We start from the raw sequence: 20,540 nt of genomic DNA on the forward strand, positions 1-20,540 counted from the left end.
CGGCGCCGCACCCGCCCGGTGGTGGCCGGGTGCGTGCCGCCGCGGGTCCGCAGTGCCCACCGCGCGCTCCCGCCCGCGCGCCGCCGCGCTCCGGCCGGCCGGTGACTTCGTCGCCGACGTTCGTTCATGCGAGCCGCAGGGCGAGGTAGAGGTCGACCCGGCCGGGGAAGGTGGACAGGTCGCGGCCGGTCAGCCGCTCGATCCGGCCGATCCGGTACCGCAGCGTGTTGACGTGCAGGTGCAGCCGGGCGGCGCAGCGGGTCCACGATCCGTCGCAGTCCAGGAACGCCTCCAGGGTGGCGAGCAGGTCGGTGCGGTGCGCCGCGTCGTACGCGACGAGCGGGCCGAGCAGCCGGTCGGTGAACGAGCGGCGCAGCTCGTCCGGCACGGTGGCGAGCAGCAGCCCGTGCGAGCTCAGCTCGCCGGAGTCGGCCACCCGGACCTGGCCGGGGCGGTGCTCGCCGAGCCGGCGTACCGCCCGGGCCTCCTCCAGCGCGCCGTGCAGCCCGGCCGCGCAGGCCGGCGCCGCGGCCACGCCGATCCCGACCCGGGCACCGGACAGGCCGGGCCGCAGCGCCTCGGCACCGGTACGGATCTGCTCGACCAGCTCGCCGAACCGGTCGATGTCGGCGGCCACGATCGCGACGGCCTCGTCGTCGACCCCGGTGACCAGCGACCGGTCCGGTGCACCCGCGCAGATCTCGTGCAGCAACGCGGTCAGCGGGGTCGCGCCGGTGGCCGCGGCGACCACCACCGCGATCGGCTCGTCCGGCGCGAACCCGGCCACCTGCAACCGGGACGCGATGTCGGCGGGTGCGGCGGAGTCGGAACCGGCCAGCCGGACCAGCTGGGCGCCCTGCCGGTCGGCGACCTGGCGCGCCTCCTCCTGCCGGGACCACTCCAGCGCCAGCAGCGTGCACACCTCGCCGATCGGCCCGCGTACCGCCGGGTCGTCGGCGTCGAGGTCGCCGGCCACGGCGAGGCACCAGCCGGCGATCCGTGGCTGCCGCGGCGGCACCGGCAGCAGCGCGTACCGGTCGGCGCGCAGCCGGACCGTGGTCGGCAGCGGCTCGGCCGACAGGTACCGCCGGGCGAGCAGGCGGCGGTCGTCGGCGGTGAGCGTGTCGGCGCCGGCGACCCGACGACCGGTGGCGGACAGCACGACGCAGCCGGCGCCGGTGCGGTCGGTCAGCAGCGTGCACATCTCGTCCGGTCCCGCGCCGGTGGCGACCAGGGCGTGCAGCCGGTCGCGCCAGCGTTCCTCGGCGGCGCCGGCCCGGTCCTCGGTGACCGCGCGGACCACCCGCTCGGTGACCGTCGCGAACGAGACGTCCGGCGGCACCTCGAACAGCACCACGTCGTGCCGCCGGCACTCCTCGACCAGGTCGTCGGGCACCGACTGGGCCTCGTTGTCGGCGTACCCGGCGGCGAGCGCGGCGATCCCGCCGTCGGCGAGGGCGGCCACGAAGGCCGCCGAGTCGGCCGGGTCGTGCCGCCACAGCATGCCGGTGAGGACGAGTTCACCACCGGTGAGATATCGCCGCGGATCGGGCAGATCGGTCGTGTACACCCAGCGGACGGCCCGGTCCAGGTGGGAACCGCCGGTGAGCAGGCGGAGCCGCAGATCCGGCGCGTCGAGCAGGGCACGTAGCCGCACGCACACACGGTAGCCGCCGGGGACTTGGAGGAACGTACGAGACGCGGCTTCGGGACCGGTCGTCCTTTCGGAGCTTCGGTGCCTGGTTCGCACGACCTGCGCCGGGTTCTACTACCCGCATCGGAGCGGCCGGGTGTCAGCGGCGCGGGTCCGGGTAGTGCGGCAGGGACGCGCCGTGGCGTCGTCCCGGCCCGACGAGAGGGGCGGCGGATGGATCGTGGGTTGCGGGCGTTCAACGCGCTGCCGGCGCCGGCCGAGCCGCTCGCCGCCTGCTGCGGCGCGCCGGGCTGGGCCGACACGGTGGCCGCCGGCCGGCCGTACCCGGACCGGGCCGCGCTGCGGGCCGCCGCCCACGCGGCGCTCGCCACCGCCGACTGGTCCGCGATCGAGGCGGCGCTGACCGACCACCCGCGCATCGGTGCGGCGCCGACCGGCGCCGGCCGGCGCGCCGCCTGGTCCCGCGCCGAGCAGTCCGCCGCCGCGGTGCCGGCGGCCGGGACCGCCGGCGGCAACCCGGTACCGGCGGACGACGGCGGGCGGGATCCGCTGGTGGCGGGGAACGTGGCGTACGAGCGGCGGTTCGGGCACGTGTTCCTGATCTGCGCCACCGGCCGGAGCCGGGAGCAGATCCTCGCCGCGCTGACCGAACGGCTGGGCAACGACGAGCCGACCGAACGCGCCGTCGTGCGCCGGGAGCTGGCCGCGATCGCCGCGCTGCGCCTGGACCGCCTCCTCACCGAGCTGGCCGAGCCCACCGAACCGGCGGACCCGGCGGTGCCGGGCGGATCGGTGGGGCCGGCGGTGTCGGGCAGACGGGAGGAGGACCGATGAGCCTGTCCACGCACGTGCTGGACACGGGCCGGGGCCGGCCGGCGGTCGGCGTGCCGATCCGGTTGGAAGCCGCCGACGGCGCCGAACTGGGTGCCGGGGTGACCGACGCCGACGGGCGGCTGACCGGGCTGCCGCTGCCCGTGCCCGGCCGGTACCGGCTGGTGTTCGACACCGCGGCCTGGTTCGCGGCGACCGGCACCGAGGGGTTCTACCCCGAGGTGGTGGTGGCGTTCACGGTCACCGACGCCGGCGCGCACCACCACGTGCCGTTGCTGCTCAGTCCGTTTGCGTACTCGACCTACCGAGGGAGCTAGTAGATGGGGATCGTGCTCGGCGACAACCGGTACGGCAAGGCGGAGGTACACCTGGTCCGGGTGGACCGCGGCGCGGCCTGGCACGGCCTGACCGACGTGACGGTCGGCGTGTCGCTGGCCGGCGAGCTGGCGGACGTCCACCTGCACGGCGACAACAGCAACGTGCTCACCACCGACGCGCAGAAGAACACGGTGTTCGCGTTCGCCGCCGAGGGTGTCGGGCAGCTCGAGGAGTTCGGGCTGCGGCTGGCCCGGCACTTCGTGGCGAGCCAGCCGGCGATCCAGCGGGCCGAGGTACGGCTGACCGAGCAGCCCTGGGACCGGATCGAGGGCACCGACGGGCCGGCGCCACATTCCTTCGCCCGCAACGCAACCTGCCTGCGTACCGCGCGGGTCCGCGTCACCGCCGACGCGGCCGAGGTGGTGTCCGGGCTGACCCGGCTGACGCTGCTCAACACCACCGACTCGGAGTTCTGGGGCTTCGCGACCGACCGGTACACCACGCTGGCGGAGACGCGCGACCGGATCCTCGCCACCGCCGTGGACGCGCAGTGGCGGCACCTGTCGCTCGACGCCGACTTCGGCAAGTCGTACCCGGACGTGCGGCGGTTGCTGACCGCCGCCTTCGCCGAGACGTACAGCTACTCGCTGCAGCAGACGCTGTACGCGATGGGGGAGCGGGTGCTCGCCGCGCATCCGGAGATCGCCGAGATCCGGCTGTCGCTGCCGAACAAGCACCACTTCCTGGTCGACCTGTCGCCGCACGGCATCGAGAACACCGAGACCGTCTACTACGCGGCGGACCGACCGTACGGGCTGATCGAGGGGACGGTGACCCGCGACGACGTGGCACCGTCCACGATGGACTGGTAGGCACGATGGACTTCCTGCAACCGCGCGAGCTGGCCGAGGCGCTGGCCATCCGCGCGCAGCGGCCGGACGCGGTGGCGATCCGCGGCGGTACCGACGTGATGGTCGAGCTCAACTTCGACCGCGGCCGCCCCGGCGCGCTGCTGGACCTCGGCGGGCTCGACGAGCTGGACGGCTGGGACGCCGACGGCGACACGATCCGGATCGGTGCCGGCCTGCCGTACCGGCGGATCGTGGACGAGCTCGCCGCGCAGCTGCCCGCGCTGGCGATGGCCTCCCGTACGGTGGGATCGCCGCAGATCCGCAACCGCGGCACCGTCGGGGGGAACCTCGGGTCGGCGTCGCCGGCCGGCGACGCGCACCCGCCGCTGCTGGTGTCCGGCGCCGAGATCGAGGTCGCCTCGGTGCGGGGCACCCGGCGGATCCCGGCGACGGAGTTCTACCAGGGGGTCAAGCGCTCCGCGCTGGCCGCCGACGAGCTGATCGTCGCGGTGCACGTGCCGGTCGCGGCCGGCCCGCAGCAGTTCGCCAAGGTCGGTACCCGCAACGCGATGGTGATCGCGGTCTGCTCGTTGGCGTTCGCCCTGGACCCCACCACCGAGCGGGTACGGGTGGCGCTCGGTTCGGCGGCACCCACGCCACGCCGCTGCACCGAGGCGGAGGAGTTCCTGTCCGGGGAGCTGGCCGACCGTCGCTGGTGGACGGTCGGCATGCCGGTGCCGGATGCGGTGGTACGCCGGTTCGGCGAGCTGGTCGCCGCCGCGGCCGCACCGATCGACGACGTGCGCGGCACCGCCGACTACCGCCGCCGGGCGCTGTCCGTGCTGGCGCGGCGGACCGCGGCGTGGTGCCTGCACGAGTACCGACAGGGGGGCCGGACATGCGCCTGACGATGACGGTGAACGGGGCCGAGCAGGTGCTCGACGACGTGTGGGAGGGCGAGAGCCTGCTCTACGTGCTGCGCGAGCGGGCCGGGCTGCCCGGCTCGAAGAACGCGTGCGAGCAGGGCGAGTGCGGTTCCTGCACGGTGTACCTGGACGGTGCGCCGGTGTGCGCCTGCCTCGTGGCCGCGGGCCAGGCGGCGGGCCGGGACGTGCGTACCGTCGAGGGGTTGGCCGACGGGGACGAGCTGGACGTGGTGCAGCAGGCGTTCCTGTCCGCCGGCGCGGTGCAGTGCGGGTTCTGCACGCCGGGGCTGATCGTCGCCGCGCACGACCTGCTGGAACGCGATCCCGCGCCGGACGACGCGACGGTCCGGGAGGCGCTGTCGGGCAACCTGTGCCGCTGCACCGGCTACGAGAAGATCCTGGACGCGGTCCGCCTCGCCGCGGCCCGGCGGGCGGAGGTGAGGTCGTGAGGATCGTACTCACCGGCGGTGTGGTGGCCACAGTGGACGGTCGGGACACCGAGCACGACCCCGGGTACGTGGTGGTCGAGGACGGCCGGATCGCCGCGGTCGGCGCGGGCGATGCACCGGAGTCGGTGGCCGGCAAGCGGATCGACACCCGCGGCTGCCTCGTCACCCCGGGGCTGGTCAACGCGCACCACCACCTCTACCAGTGGGCGTACCGCGGACTCGCCACCGACTCGACCCTGTTCGAGTGGCTCGTCACGCTGTACCCGGCATGGACCCGGATGGACGCCGACGTGGTGCACGCTGCGTCGGTGGCCGGTCTGGCCCGGCTCGCGCTGACCGGCTGCACCACCTCCACCGACCACCACTACATCTTTCCGGCCGGCCGCGGCGACCTGTTCGCCGCCGGGATCGCCGCCGCCCGCGAGGTGGGGCTGCGGTTCCACCCGACCCGCGGCTCGATGGACCGCGGTGAGTCCGACGGCGGGCTGCCGCCGGACGAGGCGGTGGAGCGCACCGACGACATCCTCGCGGCGACCGCCGAGGCGATCGAGCGGTACCACGATCCGCGCCCGGAGGCGATGCTGCGGGTCGGTGTCGCGCCGTGCTCGCCGTTCTCGGTCAGCTCCCGGCTGCTGGCCGACTCCGCCGAGCTGGCCCGCCGGTACGGGGTGCGGCTGCACACCCACCTGGCCGAGACCAGCGACGAGGAACGGCAGTGCCTGGCCGAGCACGGCTGCACGCCCACCGAGTACCTGGAGGGCCTGGGGTGGCTCGGTGGCGACGTGTGGTTCGCGCACACCGTGCACCTGTCCGCGGAGAACATCAAGCGGCTGGCGGCGACCGGCAGCTCCACCGCGCACTGCCCCAGTTCCAACGCCCGCCTCGGTGCCGGGATGAGCCCGGTCCGCGAGCTGCTGGACGCCGGTACCCCGGTGGGGCTCGGCGTGGACGGGCCGGCGTCCAACGAGGACGGTGGCCTGGTGACCGAGCTGCGCCAGGCGGTACTGACCGCGCGCGGCCGCGGTGGCCCGACCGCGATGCGCATCCGGGAGGCGCTGCGGCTGGCCACGATGGGCGGTGCGCGGTGCCTCGGCCGGGCCGACGAGCTCGGGTCGCTGGAGGCCGGCAAGCTCGCCGACGTGGCGGTGTGGCGGATCGACGACCTGGCGCACGCCGACATCGCCGACCCGGTGGCGGCGCTGGTGCTCGGCGCCCCGCCGGTCGTGGACACCCTGCTGGTCGGCGGCAACCCGGTGATCGAGCACGGCTCGCTGCGCACGGTGTCCACGGTGGACGCCAGCCGGGCGCTGGCGAAGCAGGCCGCCCGGATGCGGGAAGGGATGGACCGATGAGCACGCCGACGCGCTCCGCGCAGGACCTGAGCGTGCCGATCGCCGGCGGCGTCGGCGCGAGCCCGGACCGCCCGGACGGGATCCTCAAGGTGCGCGGCGAGTTCGCCTACTCGTCCGACCTGTGGACCGACGACATGCTGTGGGGCGCCACGCTGCGCAGCCCGCACCCGAGCGCCCGGATCCGTGCCGTCGACCTGACCGCCGCGGTGGCCATGCCCGGCGTGTACGCGGTGCTCACCCACGAGGACATCCCCGGGCCCCACAAGCACTTCGGGCTGGAGCGCATCGACCAGCCGGTGCTCGCCATCGACCGGGTGCGCTACCAGGGAGAGCCGATCGCGATCGTGGCCGCCGACCACCCGGAGACCGCCCGCCGGGCCGCCGCCGCGATCGTCGTCGACTACGAGGTGCACGAGCCCGTCACCGACCCGCGCGCGGCCCGCGCCGACGACGCGCCGCGGGTGCACGAGGACGGCAACGTCGTGCGGTACGCGCGGATCCGCCGCGGCGACCCGGACGCGGTCGCCGACGTGGTGGTGCGCGGCGAGTACGAGGTCGGGATGCAGGACCAGGCGTTCCTCGGGCCGGAGTCCGGGCTCGCGGTGCCGGCCCTCGACGGCGGCGTCGACCTGTACGTCGCGACCCAGTGGCTGCACGGCGACCAGCGCCAGATCGCGCCCTGCCTGGGCCTGCCGGAGAGCAAGGTACGGCTGACGCTCGCCGGTGTGGGCGGCGCGTTCGGCGCCCGCGAGGACCTGTCCATGCAGATCCACGCCTGCCTGCTCGCGCTGCGTACCGGCCGGCCGGTGAAGTTCTGCTACTCGCGCGAGGAGTCGTTCTTCGGCCACGTGCACCGCCATCCCGCCACCATGCGCTACGAGACCGGCGCGAACCGGGACGGGAAACTGGTGTACGTCAAGGGTGACATCGTGCTCGACGGCGGTGCGTACGCGTCGACCACCACCGCGGTGACCGGCAACGCGGTCAGCCTCGGCGCCGGCCCGTACGAGGTGCCGAACGTGACGATGGACGTCTGGGGCATGTACACCAACAACCCGCCGTGCGGCGCGATGCGCGGCTTCGGCTCGGTGCAGGCTGCCTTCGCGTACGAGTCGCAGATGGACCGCCTCGCCGACGCGCTGGGCCTCGACCCGGTCGAGCTGCGGCTGCGCAACGCGCTGCACGAGGGATCCAGCATGCCCACCGGCCAGGTGCTCGACAGCGCCGCCGCGGTCCGCGAGATCCTCACCGCGGTACGGGACCTGCCGCTGCCGGCCGATCCGGGCCCGGTGCGCGATCCGCTCGCGCTGCCCGGCGGGGCCGGCAACACCACGCACGGCGAAGGGGTGCGGCGCGGCGTCGGGTACGCGGTCGGGTTCAAGAACGTCGGCTACTCGGAGGGCTACGACGACTACTCGACCGCCCGGGTGGCGCTGCGGGTACTCGGCGGCGAGCCGGTCGCGGTGGTGACCACCGCCGCGGTCGAGGTCGGCCAGGGCCACGTCACGCTGCAGCAGCAGATCGCCCGGACCGAGCTGGGGGTGGAGAAGGTGGTGATCCCGCCGGCCGACACCGGCGTCGGCAGCGCGGGCTCCTCGTCGGCGTCCCGGCAGACGTACCTGACCGGCGGCGCGGTGCAGGAGGCGTGCCGGCGGGTCCGGCAGCGGGTGTTCGACCTCGTCGGCGGCGACCGGACGCTGGAGCTGACCGGCGGCAAGGTGGTCACCGCGGCCGGCGAGACCGTCGCCGATCTCGTCGAGGTGCTCGGCGACGAGACGGTCGAGGAGACCGTCGAGTGGCATCCGCGCCGGACCCGGGAACTCGACCCGGAGACCGGGCAGCAGAGCTTCGCCCACCTCCAGTTCGGCTTCTGCGCGCACCGCGCGGTCGTCGACGTGGACACCGAACTCGGCCTGGTCAAGGTGGTCGAGCTGGCCGCCGCGCAGGACGTCGGCAAGGCGATGAACCCGGAGGCGGTCCGCGGCCAGATCCACGGCGGGAGCGCGCAGGGCATGGGCCTGGCGCTGATGGAGGAGATCCAGGTGTCCGGCGGGAAGATCCGCAACCCGTCGTTCACCGACTACCTGATCCCCACGATTCTCGACATGCCGCCGATGGCGGTGCAGGTACTGGAACTGGCCGACCCGAACGCGCCGTACGGGGTGCGCGGGGCAGCCGAGCCGCCGACGATCTCGGCCGGCCCGGCGGTGGTGGCGGCGATCCGCGCGGCGACCGGCAGACCGGTCGACCGGGTCCCGATCCGGCCGCAGGACCTGATCGACTGACGACACATCCCTCTGGTACCGGTCGCGGCGCGCTGCCCGACCGGCCGCCCCCGACCGTCCGCACGGGAGAGCCGCATGGTTCAGATCGAAGCCGAACGGCGTGACACCAAGAACCGCAGAGGCGCCATGGTGGACCGGTACTTCCACGTGTCCGCACGCAACTCGACGATCGGCCGCGAGGTGCGCGGCGGCGTCACCACGTTCATGGCGATGGCCTACATCCTCCTGCTCAACCCGATCATCCTCGGCGGCCCGGACCACCTCGGCAACCGCCTGGCGCACGATCAGCTCGTCACCGCGACCGCGCTGGCCGCGGCGGTCACCACCCTCGCGATGGGCCTGATCGGCAAGGCGCCGCTCGCGCTCGCCGCCGGCCTCGGCGTCTCGGCGGTACTGTCCACCCAGGCGTCCGGCGCGATGAGCTGGCCCGAGGCGTTCGGCATGTGCGTGATCTACGGCGGCGTCATCGTCGTACTGGTCGCCTCCGGGCTGCGGCAGGCGGTGATGGACGCGATCCCGTTGCCGCTCAAGCACGCCATCACCATGGGCATCGGCATGTTCATCTGCCTGATCGGGCTCAAGAACGCCGGGTTCGTCAGCGCCGGCAGGGGATCGCTGCTGCAGCTGGGCCCGGCGAACGGGGCGAACCAGCTCGCCGGCTGGCCGGTGCTGCTGTTCTGCCTGACCGTACTGACCATCTTCGTGCTGCAGGCCCGCAAGGTGCCGGGCGCGATCCTGATCGGCATCGCCGCCGGTACCGTGCTGGCCATCGTGGTCAACGCCGCGCTCGGGCTGCACGGCGCCGCGGCCACGGCGACGTGGGGCGACTCGGTACCGCGGTGGCCGGGCAACCCGGTGGCACTGCCCGACTTCGGACTGTTCGGCCAGGTCAGCTTCGGCGGCTTCGCCAGCGCCGGCGTGATCAACGGGGTGGTCATCCTGTTCACGCTGGTGCTGTCCGGGTTCTTCGACGCGATGGGCACCATCATCGGCATCGGGCAGACCGCGCAGCTGACTGACGCGCACGGCCGGATGCCCGGGTTGAGCCGGGCGCTCGCGGTCGACGGCGCCGGCGGCATGTTCGGCGGCCTCGCCGGCGCCTCCGGACAGACCGTGTTCGTCGAGTCGACCTCCGGGGTCGGCGAGGGCGCCCGCACCGGGTTCGCCAGCGTGGTCACCGGAGTGCTGTTCGCGCTGATGCTGTTCCTGACCCCGATCGCCGGCATGGTGCCGGGGCAGGTGGCCGCCGCGGCACTGGTCGTGGTCGGTTCGATGATGCTCGCCCAGGCGGCGCACATCGACTGGCACGACCGGGCCACCGCGATCCCGGTGTTCCTGACCGTGGCGATGATGCCGTTCACGTTCTCCATCGCGGCCGGCGTCGGTGCCGGCATCGTCGGCTACGTGGTGATCAAGCTCGGCCAGGGCCGCTGGCGCGACCCGAGCTGGCTGATGTACGGGCTCGCCGTGCTGTTCACCGTCTACTTCGCGCTGCACCCGATCGAGCTGCTGCTCGGGCTGCACGGCTGACGATCGACCTGGTGAAGGGAGGGGAGGACCATGTTCGAGCTGGCAACGCGGCTCGCCGGCTGGCACTCCGCCGGTACCCCGTTCGCGCTGGCGACGGTGACCGCGGTGCGGGGCAGCGCCCCGCGCGATCCGGGGGCGGCGCTCGCGGTACATCCGGACGGGACGGTGCTCGGCAACGTGTCCGGTGGCTGCGTCGAGGCCGCGGTGTACGAGCTGGCCCGGCGCTGCCTGGACACCGGCGAGCCGGTCACCGAGACCTTCGGGTACGCCGAGGCGGACGCGTTCGCCGTCGGCCTCAGCTGCGGCGGCGAGCTGGACGTGCTGGTACGCCGGGTGAACCCGGGCGACGCGGCACTGGGTTCGGTGCTCGCCGACGACGATCCGGTCGCGCTGTGCACCGTGACCGCCGGCCCGGCGGAGCTGATCGGCACCACGATCGCCGTGCGCGCCGCCACCGGACCGGACGACTCGCGTACGGCCGTCTCCTGCGCGCCGGGCGCGGTCGGCAGCACCGGATCGGCCGGGTTGGATGCGGCGATCGTGGCGGACGCGGCGGCGCTGCTCGCCGCCGGCCGGGGCGGCGTGCTGCGGTACGGGCCGGCCGGTGAGTGCGACGGCGACGGGGTCGCGGTGCTGGTGCAGTGCCGGGTGATCCCGCCGCGGCTGCTGGTGTTCGGCGCGATCGACCTGGCGGCGCAGCTGTGCCGGCTCGGCCGCGACCTCGGCTACCGGGTGACGGTGTGCGACGCGCGCTCGACGTTCCTGACCCCGCACCGGTTCCCGGACGCGGACGAGCTCGTCGTCGACTGGCCGCACCGCTACCTCGCCGGAACCGACACCGACGAGCGGACGGTGATCTGCGTGCTGACCCACGACGCGAAGTTCGACGTACCGCTGCTGGTGGCGGCGTTGCGCGGGCCCGCCGGGTACGTGGGTGCGCTGGGCTCGCGCCGCACCGACGCGCAGCGCCGGCGCAGCCTCGTCGCGGCCGGCCTGCGGCCGGACGAGCTGACGAGGTTGCGCGCGCCGATCGGGTTGGACCTCGGTGCCCGCGGCACCGCGGAGACCGCGCTCGCGATCGCCGCCGAGATCGTGGCGGTACGCACCGGGCACGGTGCCCGGCCGCTGAGCACGCTGTGCGGCCCGATCCACGGTTCGGCGGCCCGGCCACCGAACCGGTCCCGGCAGATCGCCTGACGGCACGGATCCGGCACCAGCCCACCGAGTACAGGGAGACGACGATGACACTGCTGTTCCTCACCGGGGACGGGATGCGCGGCGGTCGGCTGCACCACCAGCTCGGCGGCGCACCGCTGGTCGCGGTCACCCGCACCGCCCCGGCGTACCGGATGTACGCGGTCGACGGGCGCTTCCCGGCCCTGGAGCGCGTGGCCGCCGGTGGCGTGGCGGTCCGCGGCGAGCTGTACGACGTACCGCTCGGCACGGTCGGCGGCGCGCTGCTGCCCGCCGAGCCGGACGAACTGGAACTCGGCGTGGTGGAGCTCGCCGACGGCGCCTGGGCACTGGCCACGGTGCTGCGCCGCGAGTACCGCGGCACCGCGCGGCTGGACGACATCGGCCGCTACGCCGACTGGCACGACTACCGGAAGGACCATCCGACACCGTGAGCTGGCCCCGATACGACGTCAACCTGTCCATCCTGTTCACCGAGCTGCCGTTGCTGCGGCGACCCGCGGCCGCCGCGGCGGCCGGCTTCGACGCGGTCGAGTTCTGGTGGCCGTGGCCGGACGAGCCGGTGCCCGACGACGCCACGGTCGACCGGTTCGTCACCGCGATCGGCGACGCCGGGGTCCGGCTGGTCGGGCTCAACTTCGCCGCCGGTCAGCTGCCCGGCCCGGACCGCGGCCTGCTGTCGGACCCGGCGCGGTCCGCGCGGTTCCGCGACAACGTCGCGGTCGCGGTCGACATCGCCGACCGGACCGGCTGCGGCGCGCTGAACGCCCTGTACGGCAACCGGATCGGCGGCCTCGACCCGGCCGGCCAGGACGAGCTGGCGATCCAGAACCTGGTGTTCGCCGGCCGGGCCGCGGACCGGATCGGCGCGGTGGTGCTGATCGAGGCGCTGAACGCCGCGGAGAGCCCGCACTATCCGCTGCTCTCGCTGGCCGACGCCGCCGCCGTCGTCGACCGGGTCGCCGCGGTGTCCGAAGTGGACAACCTGCGGTTGCTGTGCGACCTCTACCATCTCGCCCGCGGCGGCGAGACCGACCTGCCCGGGACGATCGCCGCGCACGCGAGGCGGATCGGGCACGTCCAGCTCGCCGACTGCCCCGGCCGGCACCAACCCGGTACCGGCTCGCTGGACCTGGCCGCCGCACAGGCGGCGCTCGCCGACGGCGGGTACACCGGCTGGATCGGACTGGAGTACGTCCCGGACGGGCCGAGCGCGGACAGCTTCGGCTGGCTCGACCGGACATCGGAAAGGAACACCGCATGACCACGATCGGATTCATCGGACTGGGCATCATGGGCGCGCCGATGGCCGCCAACCTGGTCCGCGCCGGCTTCGAGGTGACCGGCTTCGACCTGGACCAGACCGCGGTCGACGCGCTCGTCGCGGCCGGCGGCAAGGGCGCGGCGAGCGCGCCGGAGGCGGCCGCCGGCGCCGAGATCGTCGCCACCATGGTCCCCGCCGACCCGCAGGTGCGGGCCGTCGTGGCCGAACTCGCCGACGTGCTGCGGCCCGGCACGCTGTTCGTCGACTTCTCCACGGTCTGCCCGCAGACCTCCCAGTGGGTCGCGGAAACGTTGCAGGACAAGGGCGTCCGGGTACTGGACGCGCCGGTGTCCGGTGGCCAGCAGGGCGCCGTGGACGCCGTACTGTCCATCATGGTCGGTGGTGAACCGGACGACTTCGCCGCCGCGCTGCCGGTGTTCGAGGCGGTCGGTCGTACCGTCGCCCGGGTCGGCCCGCACGGCGCCGGGCAGGTCGTCAAGGCGGCCAACCAGCTCGTCGTCGGCGGCACGTACGGCCTCGTCGCCGAGGCGATCGTGCTGATGGAGGCGGCCGGCGTGGACGCCACCGCCGGGCTGGACGTGCTCGCCGGCGGCCTCGCCGGCAGCCGGATCCTGGAACTGAAGCGGCGCGGCATGCTGGCCCGCGACTTCCGCCCCGGGTTCCGGATCGACCTGCACCACAAGGACATGGGCATCGTGCTGGACGCGGCGCGGCAGGCCGAGGTGGCACTGCCGCTGGCGTACCAGGTGGCGACGCTCGTGCAGGCGGCCCGGTCGCAGGGCCGCGGCGGCGACGACCACTCCGCGCTGCTCGCGGTGGCCGAGGGACTGTCCGGACGGGAGGCACGCTGATGGCACGGATTCCGGCGATGGACGCGGTGGTGGCGGTGCTCGCCGCCGAGGGGGTCGACGTCGCGTTCGGCTGCCCCGGTGCCGCGATCCTCCCGCTGTACGCGGCGATGGCCCGGCACGGCGGCATCGAGCACCTGACCGTACGGCACGAGGAGGGTTCCACCCACATGGCCGACGGCTGGGCCCGGACCACCGGCCGGGTCGGGGTCGCGATCGGCACCTCCGGCCCGGCCGGTACCAACATGGTCACCGGGCTCTACACCGCGCAGGCCGACTCGATCCCGATCGTGTGCATCACCGGTCAGGCCGCGTCGACCAAGCTGCACCAGGAGGCGTTCCAGGCGGTCGACATCGTCTCCATCGCCGAGCCGGTCACCAAGTGGGCGGTCCAGGTGAAGGAGGCGGCGCAGGCGCCGTGGATCTTCCGGGAGGCGTTCCGCCGGGCCCGCTCCGGCCGACCCGGGCCGGTACTGGTGGACATCCCGGTCGACGTGGCGAGCGCCGAGATCGAGTGGGACGCCGAGGTGGACGAGCCGCTGCCGGTACCGGAGGTCGCCCCGTCGCCCGCCGCGGTCGAACGGGCGCTGGATCTGCTGCTCGCCGCGGAACGACCGCTGATCCTCGCCGGCGGCGGCGTGATCGGCGGCGGCGCGACGGACGCGCTGCGCTCGGTCGCCGAGCACCTCGGGGTGCCGGTACAGGTGACGCTGATGGGCAAGGGTGCGCTGCCCGACGACCACGAGCTGCACGCGGGGATGACCGGCGTGCAGACCACCCAGCGCTGGGCCAACCAGTCGTTCCTGGAGTCCGACCTGGTTCTCGCGGTGGGCGCGCGGTTCGGCGACCGGCACACCGGCGCGCTCGACGTGTACCGCGGGGAGCGCCGGTTCGTCCACGTCGACATCGAACCGACCCAGCTCGGCCGGGTGTTCGGCCCGGATCTCGGCGTCGTCGCCGACGCGCGGCTGTTCCTGGAGGCGCTGCTTGCCGCCGCCCGCACGCGGTCCCGGCCCGACCTCGCCGCCTGGCGGGACCGGGTGGCGAGCCTGCGGGCGACGCTGACCCGGCGCGACGACCAGGACACGGTGCCGATCAAGCCGGCCCGGGTGTTCGGCGAGATCAACGACTTCTACGGACCGGACACCTACTTCGTCACCGCGATCGGTCTCTACCAGATCTGGTCCGGCATGTACCAGCGGACCTACCGGCCGCGGCACTACCAGGTGTGCGGCCAGGCCGGGCCGCTCGGCTGGGAGATCCCGGCGGCGATCGGCGTCAAGAAGGCGGTACCGGGCGCCGAGGTGGTCGGCGTGGTCGGCGACTACTCGTTCCAGTTCATGGTCGAGGAGCTGGCGGTGGCCGCCCAGTACCGGGTGCCGTTCGTGCTGGTCATGCTCAACAACGAGTACCTGGGGCTGATCCGGCAGGCGCAGGCCGACGGGTTCGGCATCAACTACCAGGTCGACCTGCACTACGACGAGTTCGGCAGCGACAACGTGAAGATCATGGAGGCGTACGGCTGCGCCGGTCGCCGGATCACCGAACCCGGCGACATCCGTCCCGCACTGGAGTGGGCCCGCAAGGAGTCCGAGCGCACCCAGCGACCGGTGCTGGTGGAGATCATGATCGAGCGGGAGGCGAACACCGCCCGCGGCCCCGCCATCGACGCGGTGATCGAACCGGAACCGGTCTGATGCGGATCGTGCTGGCGCCGGACAAGTTCAAGCACTCGTTGACCGCGGCGCAGGTCGCCGAGCACCTGGCGATCGGTCTCGGCCGGGTCGTACCGGGCGCCGAGCTGATCCGGTTGCCGGTCGCCGACGGTGGGGACGGCACCGTCGAGGCCGCGGAGGCGGCCGGGTACCGGCGGGTGCGGTGCCGGGTCACCGGTCCGGCCGGCGCGCCGGTGCCGGCCAGCTACGCGGTCCGCGGCCACACCGCGGTAGTGGAGGCGGCCCAGGCATGTGGCCTCCAGCTGCTGACCGAGCCGGCGCCGCTGACCGCCACCAGCCGCGGTGTCGGCGAGCTGCTCGATCACGCGGTACGTTCCGGCGCTCGCCGGATCGTGCTCGGCGTCGGCGGGTCGGCCTGCACCGACGGTGGCGCCGGGATGCTCGCCGCGCTCGGCGGCACGCTGACCGACGCGGCCGGCGTACCGCTGCGCGACGGCGGCGGCGCGCTGCGCGCGCTGGCCCGGATCGACGCGACCGCCGCGGCCGACCGGCTCGCCGGGGTGCGGCTGGTGCTCGCCGCCGACGTGGACGCGCCGCTCGCCGAGGCGGCGACCCGGTACGCGCCGCAGAAGGGCGCCACCGCGGCCGACGTCGCCGTCCTGGCGGCCGGCCTGGCCCGCCTCGCCGAGGCGGTCGAGGTCGATCGGGCCCGCCGCGCCGAGGCGGTCGAGGCCGATCGGGCCCGCCGCGCCGGTGGGGTCGAGGCCGATCGGGTCCGCCGCGCCGGTGGGGTGGCAACCGACCGGGAGCGCGCCGGCCACGGCGGGGCGGGGTCCGGCGGTGATCTGCGGTACGCACCGGGATCCGGTGCCGCGGGCGGGATCGGGTTCGCCGCGCTCGCGGTGCTCGGCGCGCACCGCGAGCCCGGCATCGAGGTGGTGTTGGAGCTGCTCGGCTTCGCCGACCGGCTCGCCACCGCCGACCTCGTGGTGACCGGGGAGGGCGCCCTGGACGCGCAGACCGCGCAGGGCAAGGCGCCGGCGGGGGTGGCCCGCGCCGCGGCCGCCGCGGGGGTACCGGCGGTCGCGGTCGCCGGCCGCTGCGAGGTGGCGCCGGCACGGCTCGGCCTCGCCGCCTGCTACCCGCTGAGCGACCTGGAGCCGGATCCGTCCCGCAGCCTGGCCCGCGCCGGCGAACTGGTCGAACGGGCCGCCGAGCGCCTCGCCCGCGACTGGTGTCGCCCCACCACCGCCGGGCCACGCGGCACCGGCGTCGGCGGCGGGGGACGGACCGCGGTACCGGCCGGGCACGGGCATGCTGGGCACGACGGGCTCGCGGAAGGGACAGCGGATGGCTGAGCTGACGATCAGGTCCCGGCGGGTGCTGCTGCCGGACGGGGAACGACCGGCGAGCGTGCACGTGCGGGACGGCCGGATCGCCGCGATCACCGACTACACCGACGGCGGCGGTACCGACCTGGGTGAGCTCGCGCTGCTGCCCGGGCTGGTGGACAGCCACGTGCACGTCGACGAGCCGGGCCGGACCGAGTGGGAGGGGTTCGCCACCGCGACCCGCGCGGCGGCGGCCGGCGGGGTGACCACCGTGATCGACATGCCGCTCAACAGCATCCCGCCGACCGTCGACGTCGATGCGTTGGAGTGCAAGCGATCCGCCGCGGAGGGCCAGTGCGCCGTCGACGTCGGCTTCTGGGGCGGCGCGGTGCCCGACAACCTGGACCGGCTCGCCGAACTGCACGAGGCCGGCGTGTTCGGGTTCAAGTGCTTCCTCGCCGACTCCGGCGTACCGGAGTTCCCGCCGCTGTCCACCGGCGAGCTGACCGCGGTGGCCCACCGGCTGGCCGAGCTGGACGCGCTGCTGCTGGTGCATGCCGAGGACGCGCACGAGCTGGGCAGCCCGGCCGGCGGCAGCTACGCCGAGTTCCTGGCCACCCGGCCGGAACGGGCCGAGATCGCCGCGGTGCGCACCCTGGCCGGGCTCGCCGCGGCCACCGGCGCGCGGATGCACGTCCTGCACGTCTCCGCGGCGGGCGCGCTGGCGCCGCTGGCCGGCACCGGCCTGACCGCGGAGACCTGCCCGCACTACCTGACGCTCGCGGCCGAGGAGATCGCGGCCGGGGACACCGCGGCGAAGTGCTGCCCGCCGGTGCGCTCGGCGGCGAACCGGGACGCGCTGTGGCGGGCGCTCGCCGACGGCCGGATCGACTGCGTGGTCAGCGACCACTCGCCGGCCCCGCCGGAGCTCAAGCGCGGCGGCTTCGACTCCGCCTGGGGCGGCATCGCCTCGGTACAGCTGGGGCTGCCGCTGGTGTGGACCGGGGCGCGGCGTCGCGGACACTCCCTGTCCGACCTGGTGCGGTGGATGGCGGCCGGCCCGGCGCGGCTGGTCGGCTTGCCGCACAAGGGAACCATCGCGGTCGGCGCGGACGCCGACCTGGTCGCGTTCGCCCCGGACGAGCCGTTCACCGTCGACCCGGCCGCGCTGCACCACCGGCACCCGGTCAGCCCGTACGCCGGGCGGCGGCTGACCGGGGTGGTGCACCGTACGTGGCTGCGCGGCCGACCGGTGGACCCGGCCGCACCGCACGGCCAGCTCCTGCGCCGCCCCGGATCGCCGGGCGCGGCGGCGCCCGCGACACCACCCCGCGCCGCTTCGCCCGGCGCGGGCCCGCTGGGCGCACCTGCCGGAGCCGTACCGCCCCGCGCGGCGACCGGCGACGCCCCGGCCCGCCCCGACGACAAGGAGCCGACCTGATGCTGGATCTCGCCTCGGCCGCGGTACGCGGCACCGTCATCGCCGCCAACGACGAGTTCTTCGCCGGCAAGGAGAACCTGATCGAGCCGGCCGCACCGAGCTTCGCGGCTCGTACCTTCGGCCCGCACGGCCAGGTCTACGACGGCTGGGAGACCCGGCGGCGGCGCACCCCGGGGGTCGACTGGGCGGTGGTACGGCTGGGCGTGCCCGGCGTGGTCCGCCGGGTCGTGGTCGACACCGCGCACTTCACCGGCAACTTCCCGGAACGCTGCGCGGTGGAGGCCACCGCGGCCGACGGCTACCCGGACGTCGACGAGCTCACCGGCTGGACCACGCTGGTGCCGGTACAGTCGTTGCGCGGCAACGAGAAGCACGAGTTCGAGGTGGCCGACGAGCACCGGTGGACGCACCTGCGGCTGCGGATCTTCCCGGACGGCGGGGTGGCCCGGCTGCGGGTGTTCGGCGAGCCGCTGCCCGATCCGCGCGAGCTGGCCGGCTGCCCGGTCGACCTGGTCGGCGCGGCGACCGGCGGGCACGTCACCGGCTGCAGCGACAGCTTCTTCGCCCCGGCCGACAACCTGCTGCTGCCGGACACCGCTGCGGTGATGGGCGACGGGTTCGAGACCCGGCGCCGCCGGCAGGACGGCAACGACTGGGTGGAGCTCGCGCTCGGCGTCCCTGGGGTGCCCTACCTGGCCGAGGTCGACGCCCGGCACTTTCTCGGCAACGCGCCGGGCGCGGTGCGGCTGACCGCGGTGGGCGCGGACGGTACGCCGGGGCGGGAGCTGCTGCCCGAGACCAGGCTGCAACCCGGTACCTGTCACCGCTTCCGGCTGTCCGCCGGCGAGCCGGTGACCGGCGTGCGGCTGGACCTGCTGCCGGACGGCGGCCTGGCCCGGTTCCGCCTGTACGGGCTGCCCGACGCCGCGGCGCTCGACGCGCTGGCGCTGCGGTACGCCCACGCGCTGCCCGAGCCGCACGCCACCGCCGTGCTCGGGCCCGCCGCCGCGGCGCGCCCGTACGAGGCGTTGCCGGGGCCGCTGCGCGCGCTGCTGCTGGGGGACGGCCCGCGGTAGGTCAGCGCACCGCGTCGGACACCGCCGGCCGCTCGGCCGGCCGCGCCGCCGCCGGGACCCGGCGGCCCGGCAGGAACGCGGCGACCCCGAGGGCGGCCACGGCGGCCACGGCGGCGATCGCGAGCACGATCCGGAACGCGTTCTGGGTCGGCACCGTGGCCGGGCCGAGCGTCATCGTCAGCTGCGCCAGGATGACGCCGGCCACGGCGCTCGCCACCGACGTACCGATCGAGCGCATCAGCGTGTTCAGCCCGTTCGCCGCGGCGGTCTCCGAGGCCGGCACCGCGCCCATGATCAGTGCCGGCATCGCCCCGTACGCGAGGCCGACGCCGGCGCCGATCACCGCGGCGACGACGACCAGCTGCCACACCGCCGACATCAGCCCGATGCCCGCGCCGTACCCGATCGCGACGACCAGCGCACCGAGCATCAGCGTCACCTTCGGCCCGCGGCTGGCGGTGATCCGCGACGACAGCGGGGCGACCGCCATCATCACCAGCCCGGACGGCGCCAGCACCAGGCCCGCGACGAGCATGCTGCGACCCAGCCCGTACCCGGTGGCGGCCGGCGCCTGCAGCAGCTGCGGCAGCACCAGCGACTGGGCGAACATGGCGAACCCGAACACCATCGACGCCAGGTTGGTCAGCAGCACCTGCCGGCGCGCGGTGGTACGCAGGTCGACCAGCGGCTGGCCGTGCCGCAGCTCCCAGCCGCCCCAGGCCACGAGCAGCACCGCGGCGGCTACGAACAGCCCGATGGTGGTACCGGAGGCCCAGCCCCAGTCCGCGCCCTTGGAGACGCCCAGCAGCAGGCAGACCAGCGCCGCGGACAGGCCGATCGCGCCGACCAGGTCGAACCGGCCGCCGGTGCGCGCATCCGCCGCCGGGATCAGCACGCCGACCAGCACGGCGACCGCCGCGCCGAGCCCGGCCGAGACCCAGAACAGCACGTGCCAGTCGGTCTGCTCGGCGAGCAGCGCGGCGAGCGGCAGCCCGAGCGCGCCACCCACCCCGAGCGAGGCGCTCATCAGCGCGATGGCCGAACCGAGCCGTTCGCGGGGCAGCTCGTCGCGCATGATGCTGATGCCCAGCGGGATCACCCCGGCGGCGAGACCCTGCAGCGCGCGGCCGACGATCATCGGCGGCAGCGACGAGCTCAGCGCGGCCACGGTCGACCCGACGACCAGCATCGCCAGGCTGACCAGCAGCATCCGGCGCTTGCCGTACATGTCGCCGAGGCGGCCCATCACCGGGGTGGCGACGGCGCCGGCGAGCAGCGTGACGGTGATCGCCCAGGTGGCGTCGGCGGGGTCGGCGGACAGCAGCGCGGGCAGCTGCGGTACCAGCGGAATGACCAGGGTCTGCATCAGCGAGACCACGATGCCGGCCAGCGCCAGCACGGCCACGATGACCATCGGCCGGGGCACGGCGGGGGAGGCCGAGGGGTCGGCTGGCATGAGGGGAACCTCCGAGCGCGGGAATGGAATCAGTCGC

The 20,540-nt window shown here is 74.8% G+C and carries 18 protein-coding genes; 16 read left to right on the forward strand and 2 right to left on the reverse strand.

What is annotated here, in order from left to right; all coding sequences use genetic code 11:
• Positions 1-124: 124 nt before the first annotated feature.
• Complete coding sequence (locus NUM_RS10635) at positions 125-1,657, reverse strand: PucR family transcriptional regulator (RefSeq protein WP_207124631.1); 1,533 nt, start codon at positions 1,655-1,657, stop codon at positions 125-127.
• A 210-nt stretch (positions 1,658-1,867) separates the two neighbouring features.
• Between NUM_RS10635 and NUM_RS10640 the strand changes: the two genes are divergently transcribed.
• From NUM_RS10640 to alc, 16 genes are all read left to right on the forward strand, one after another.
• Positions 1,868-2,488, forward strand: a complete 621-nt coding sequence (locus NUM_RS10640; protein WP_207124632.1) for a 2-oxo-4-hydroxy-4-carboxy-5-ureidoimidazoline decarboxylase — start codon at positions 1,868-1,870, stop codon at positions 2,486-2,488.
• Complete coding sequence (uraH, locus tag NUM_RS10645) at positions 2,485-2,802, forward strand: hydroxyisourate hydrolase (protein WP_207124633.1); 318 nt, start codon at positions 2,485-2,487, stop codon at positions 2,800-2,802. Before NUM_RS10640 ends, uraH begins: the two co-directional genes overlap by 4 nt.
• A gap of 3 nt (positions 2,803-2,805) precedes the next feature.
• Positions 2,806-3,675, forward strand: a complete 870-nt coding sequence (gene pucL / locus NUM_RS10650) for a factor-independent urate hydroxylase (protein WP_207124634.1) — start codon at positions 2,806-2,808, stop codon at positions 3,673-3,675.
• A 5-nt stretch (positions 3,676-3,680) separates the two neighbouring features.
• A complete protein-coding gene (locus NUM_RS10655) occupies positions 3,681-4,562 on the forward strand; it encodes an FAD binding domain-containing protein (protein WP_207124635.1) in 882 nt (293 codons plus the stop codon).
• A complete protein-coding gene (locus NUM_RS10660; protein ID WP_207124636.1) occupies positions 4,553-5,029 on the forward strand; it encodes a (2Fe-2S)-binding protein in 477 nt (158 codons plus the stop codon). Before NUM_RS10655 ends, NUM_RS10660 begins: the two co-directional genes overlap by 10 nt.
• The gene (locus tag NUM_RS10665; RefSeq protein ID WP_225918484.1) at positions 5,026-6,381 is read left to right on the forward strand and encodes an 8-oxoguanine deaminase; all 1,356 of its coding nucleotides are present in this window, start codon (positions 5,026-5,028) and stop codon (positions 6,379-6,381) included. Before NUM_RS10660 ends, NUM_RS10665 begins: the two co-directional genes overlap by 4 nt.
• On the forward strand, positions 6,378-8,666 hold the full coding sequence (gene pucD / locus NUM_RS10670; protein WP_207124637.1) for a xanthine dehydrogenase subunit D: 2,289 nt from the start codon (positions 6,378-6,380) through the stop codon (positions 8,664-8,666). Before NUM_RS10665 ends, pucD begins: the two co-directional genes overlap by 4 nt.
• A gap of 75 nt (positions 8,667-8,741) precedes the next feature.
• Positions 8,742-10,196, forward strand: coding sequence for an NCS2 family permease (locus NUM_RS10675; RefSeq protein WP_207124638.1), 1,455 nt, complete (start codon positions 8,742-8,744; stop codon positions 10,194-10,196).
• A gap of 30 nt (positions 10,197-10,226) precedes the next feature.
• Positions 10,227-11,393 (forward strand): XdhC family protein, encoded by a 1,167-nt coding sequence (locus NUM_RS10680; RefSeq protein WP_207124639.1) that lies wholly within the window; start codon positions 10,227-10,229, stop codon positions 11,391-11,393.
• A 44-nt stretch (positions 11,394-11,437) separates the two neighbouring features.
• Positions 11,438-11,824, forward strand: a complete 387-nt coding sequence (locus NUM_RS10685; protein ID WP_207124640.1) for an allophanate hydrolase-related protein — start codon at positions 11,438-11,440, stop codon at positions 11,822-11,824.
• Positions 11,821-12,654: a TIM barrel protein gene (locus NUM_RS10690; protein WP_207124641.1), complete on the forward strand. Its 834-nt coding sequence runs from the start codon at positions 11,821-11,823 to the stop codon at positions 12,652-12,654. The genes NUM_RS10685 and NUM_RS10690 overlap by 4 nt, the downstream gene beginning before the upstream one ends.
• Positions 12,651-13,526, forward strand: coding sequence for an NAD(P)-dependent oxidoreductase (locus NUM_RS10695; RefSeq protein ID WP_207124642.1), 876 nt, complete (start codon positions 12,651-12,653; stop codon positions 13,524-13,526). The genes NUM_RS10690 and NUM_RS10695 overlap by 4 nt, the downstream gene beginning before the upstream one ends.
• Positions 13,526-15,220 carry a glyoxylate carboligase gene (gcl, locus tag NUM_RS10700; protein ID WP_207124643.1) on the forward strand — a complete coding sequence of 565 codons (1,695 nt, stop codon included), beginning with the start codon at positions 13,526-13,528 and terminating at the stop codon, positions 15,218-15,220. Before NUM_RS10695 ends, gcl begins: the two co-directional genes overlap by 1 nt.
• The gene (locus NUM_RS10705) at positions 15,220-16,557 is read left to right on the forward strand and encodes a glycerate kinase (protein ID WP_207124644.1); all 1,338 of its coding nucleotides are present in this window, start codon (positions 15,220-15,222) and stop codon (positions 16,555-16,557) included. Before gcl ends, NUM_RS10705 begins: the two co-directional genes overlap by 1 nt.
• Complete coding sequence (allB, locus tag NUM_RS10710; protein WP_207124645.1) at positions 16,550-17,971, forward strand: allantoinase AllB; 1,422 nt, start codon at positions 16,550-16,552, stop codon at positions 17,969-17,971. The genes NUM_RS10705 and allB overlap by 8 nt, the downstream gene beginning before the upstream one ends.
• Positions 17,971-19,047, forward strand: a complete 1,077-nt coding sequence (gene alc / locus NUM_RS10715; protein ID WP_207124646.1) for an allantoicase — start codon at positions 17,971-17,973, stop codon at positions 19,045-19,047. Before allB ends, alc begins: the two co-directional genes overlap by 1 nt.
• A gap of 1 nt (position 19,048) precedes the next feature.
• Here the strand turns inward: alc and NUM_RS10720 are convergent, their stop codons facing one another.
• Positions 19,049-20,503: an MFS transporter gene (locus NUM_RS10720; protein WP_225918485.1), complete on the reverse strand. Its 1,455-nt coding sequence runs from the start codon at positions 20,501-20,503 to the stop codon at positions 19,049-19,051.
• Between the last annotated feature and the right edge of the window lie 37 nt (positions 20,504-20,540).

Source organism: Actinocatenispora comari, assembly GCF_017312725.1.
GTDB lineage: Bacteria > Actinomycetota > Actinomycetes > Mycobacteriales > Micromonosporaceae > Actinocatenispora > Actinocatenispora comari.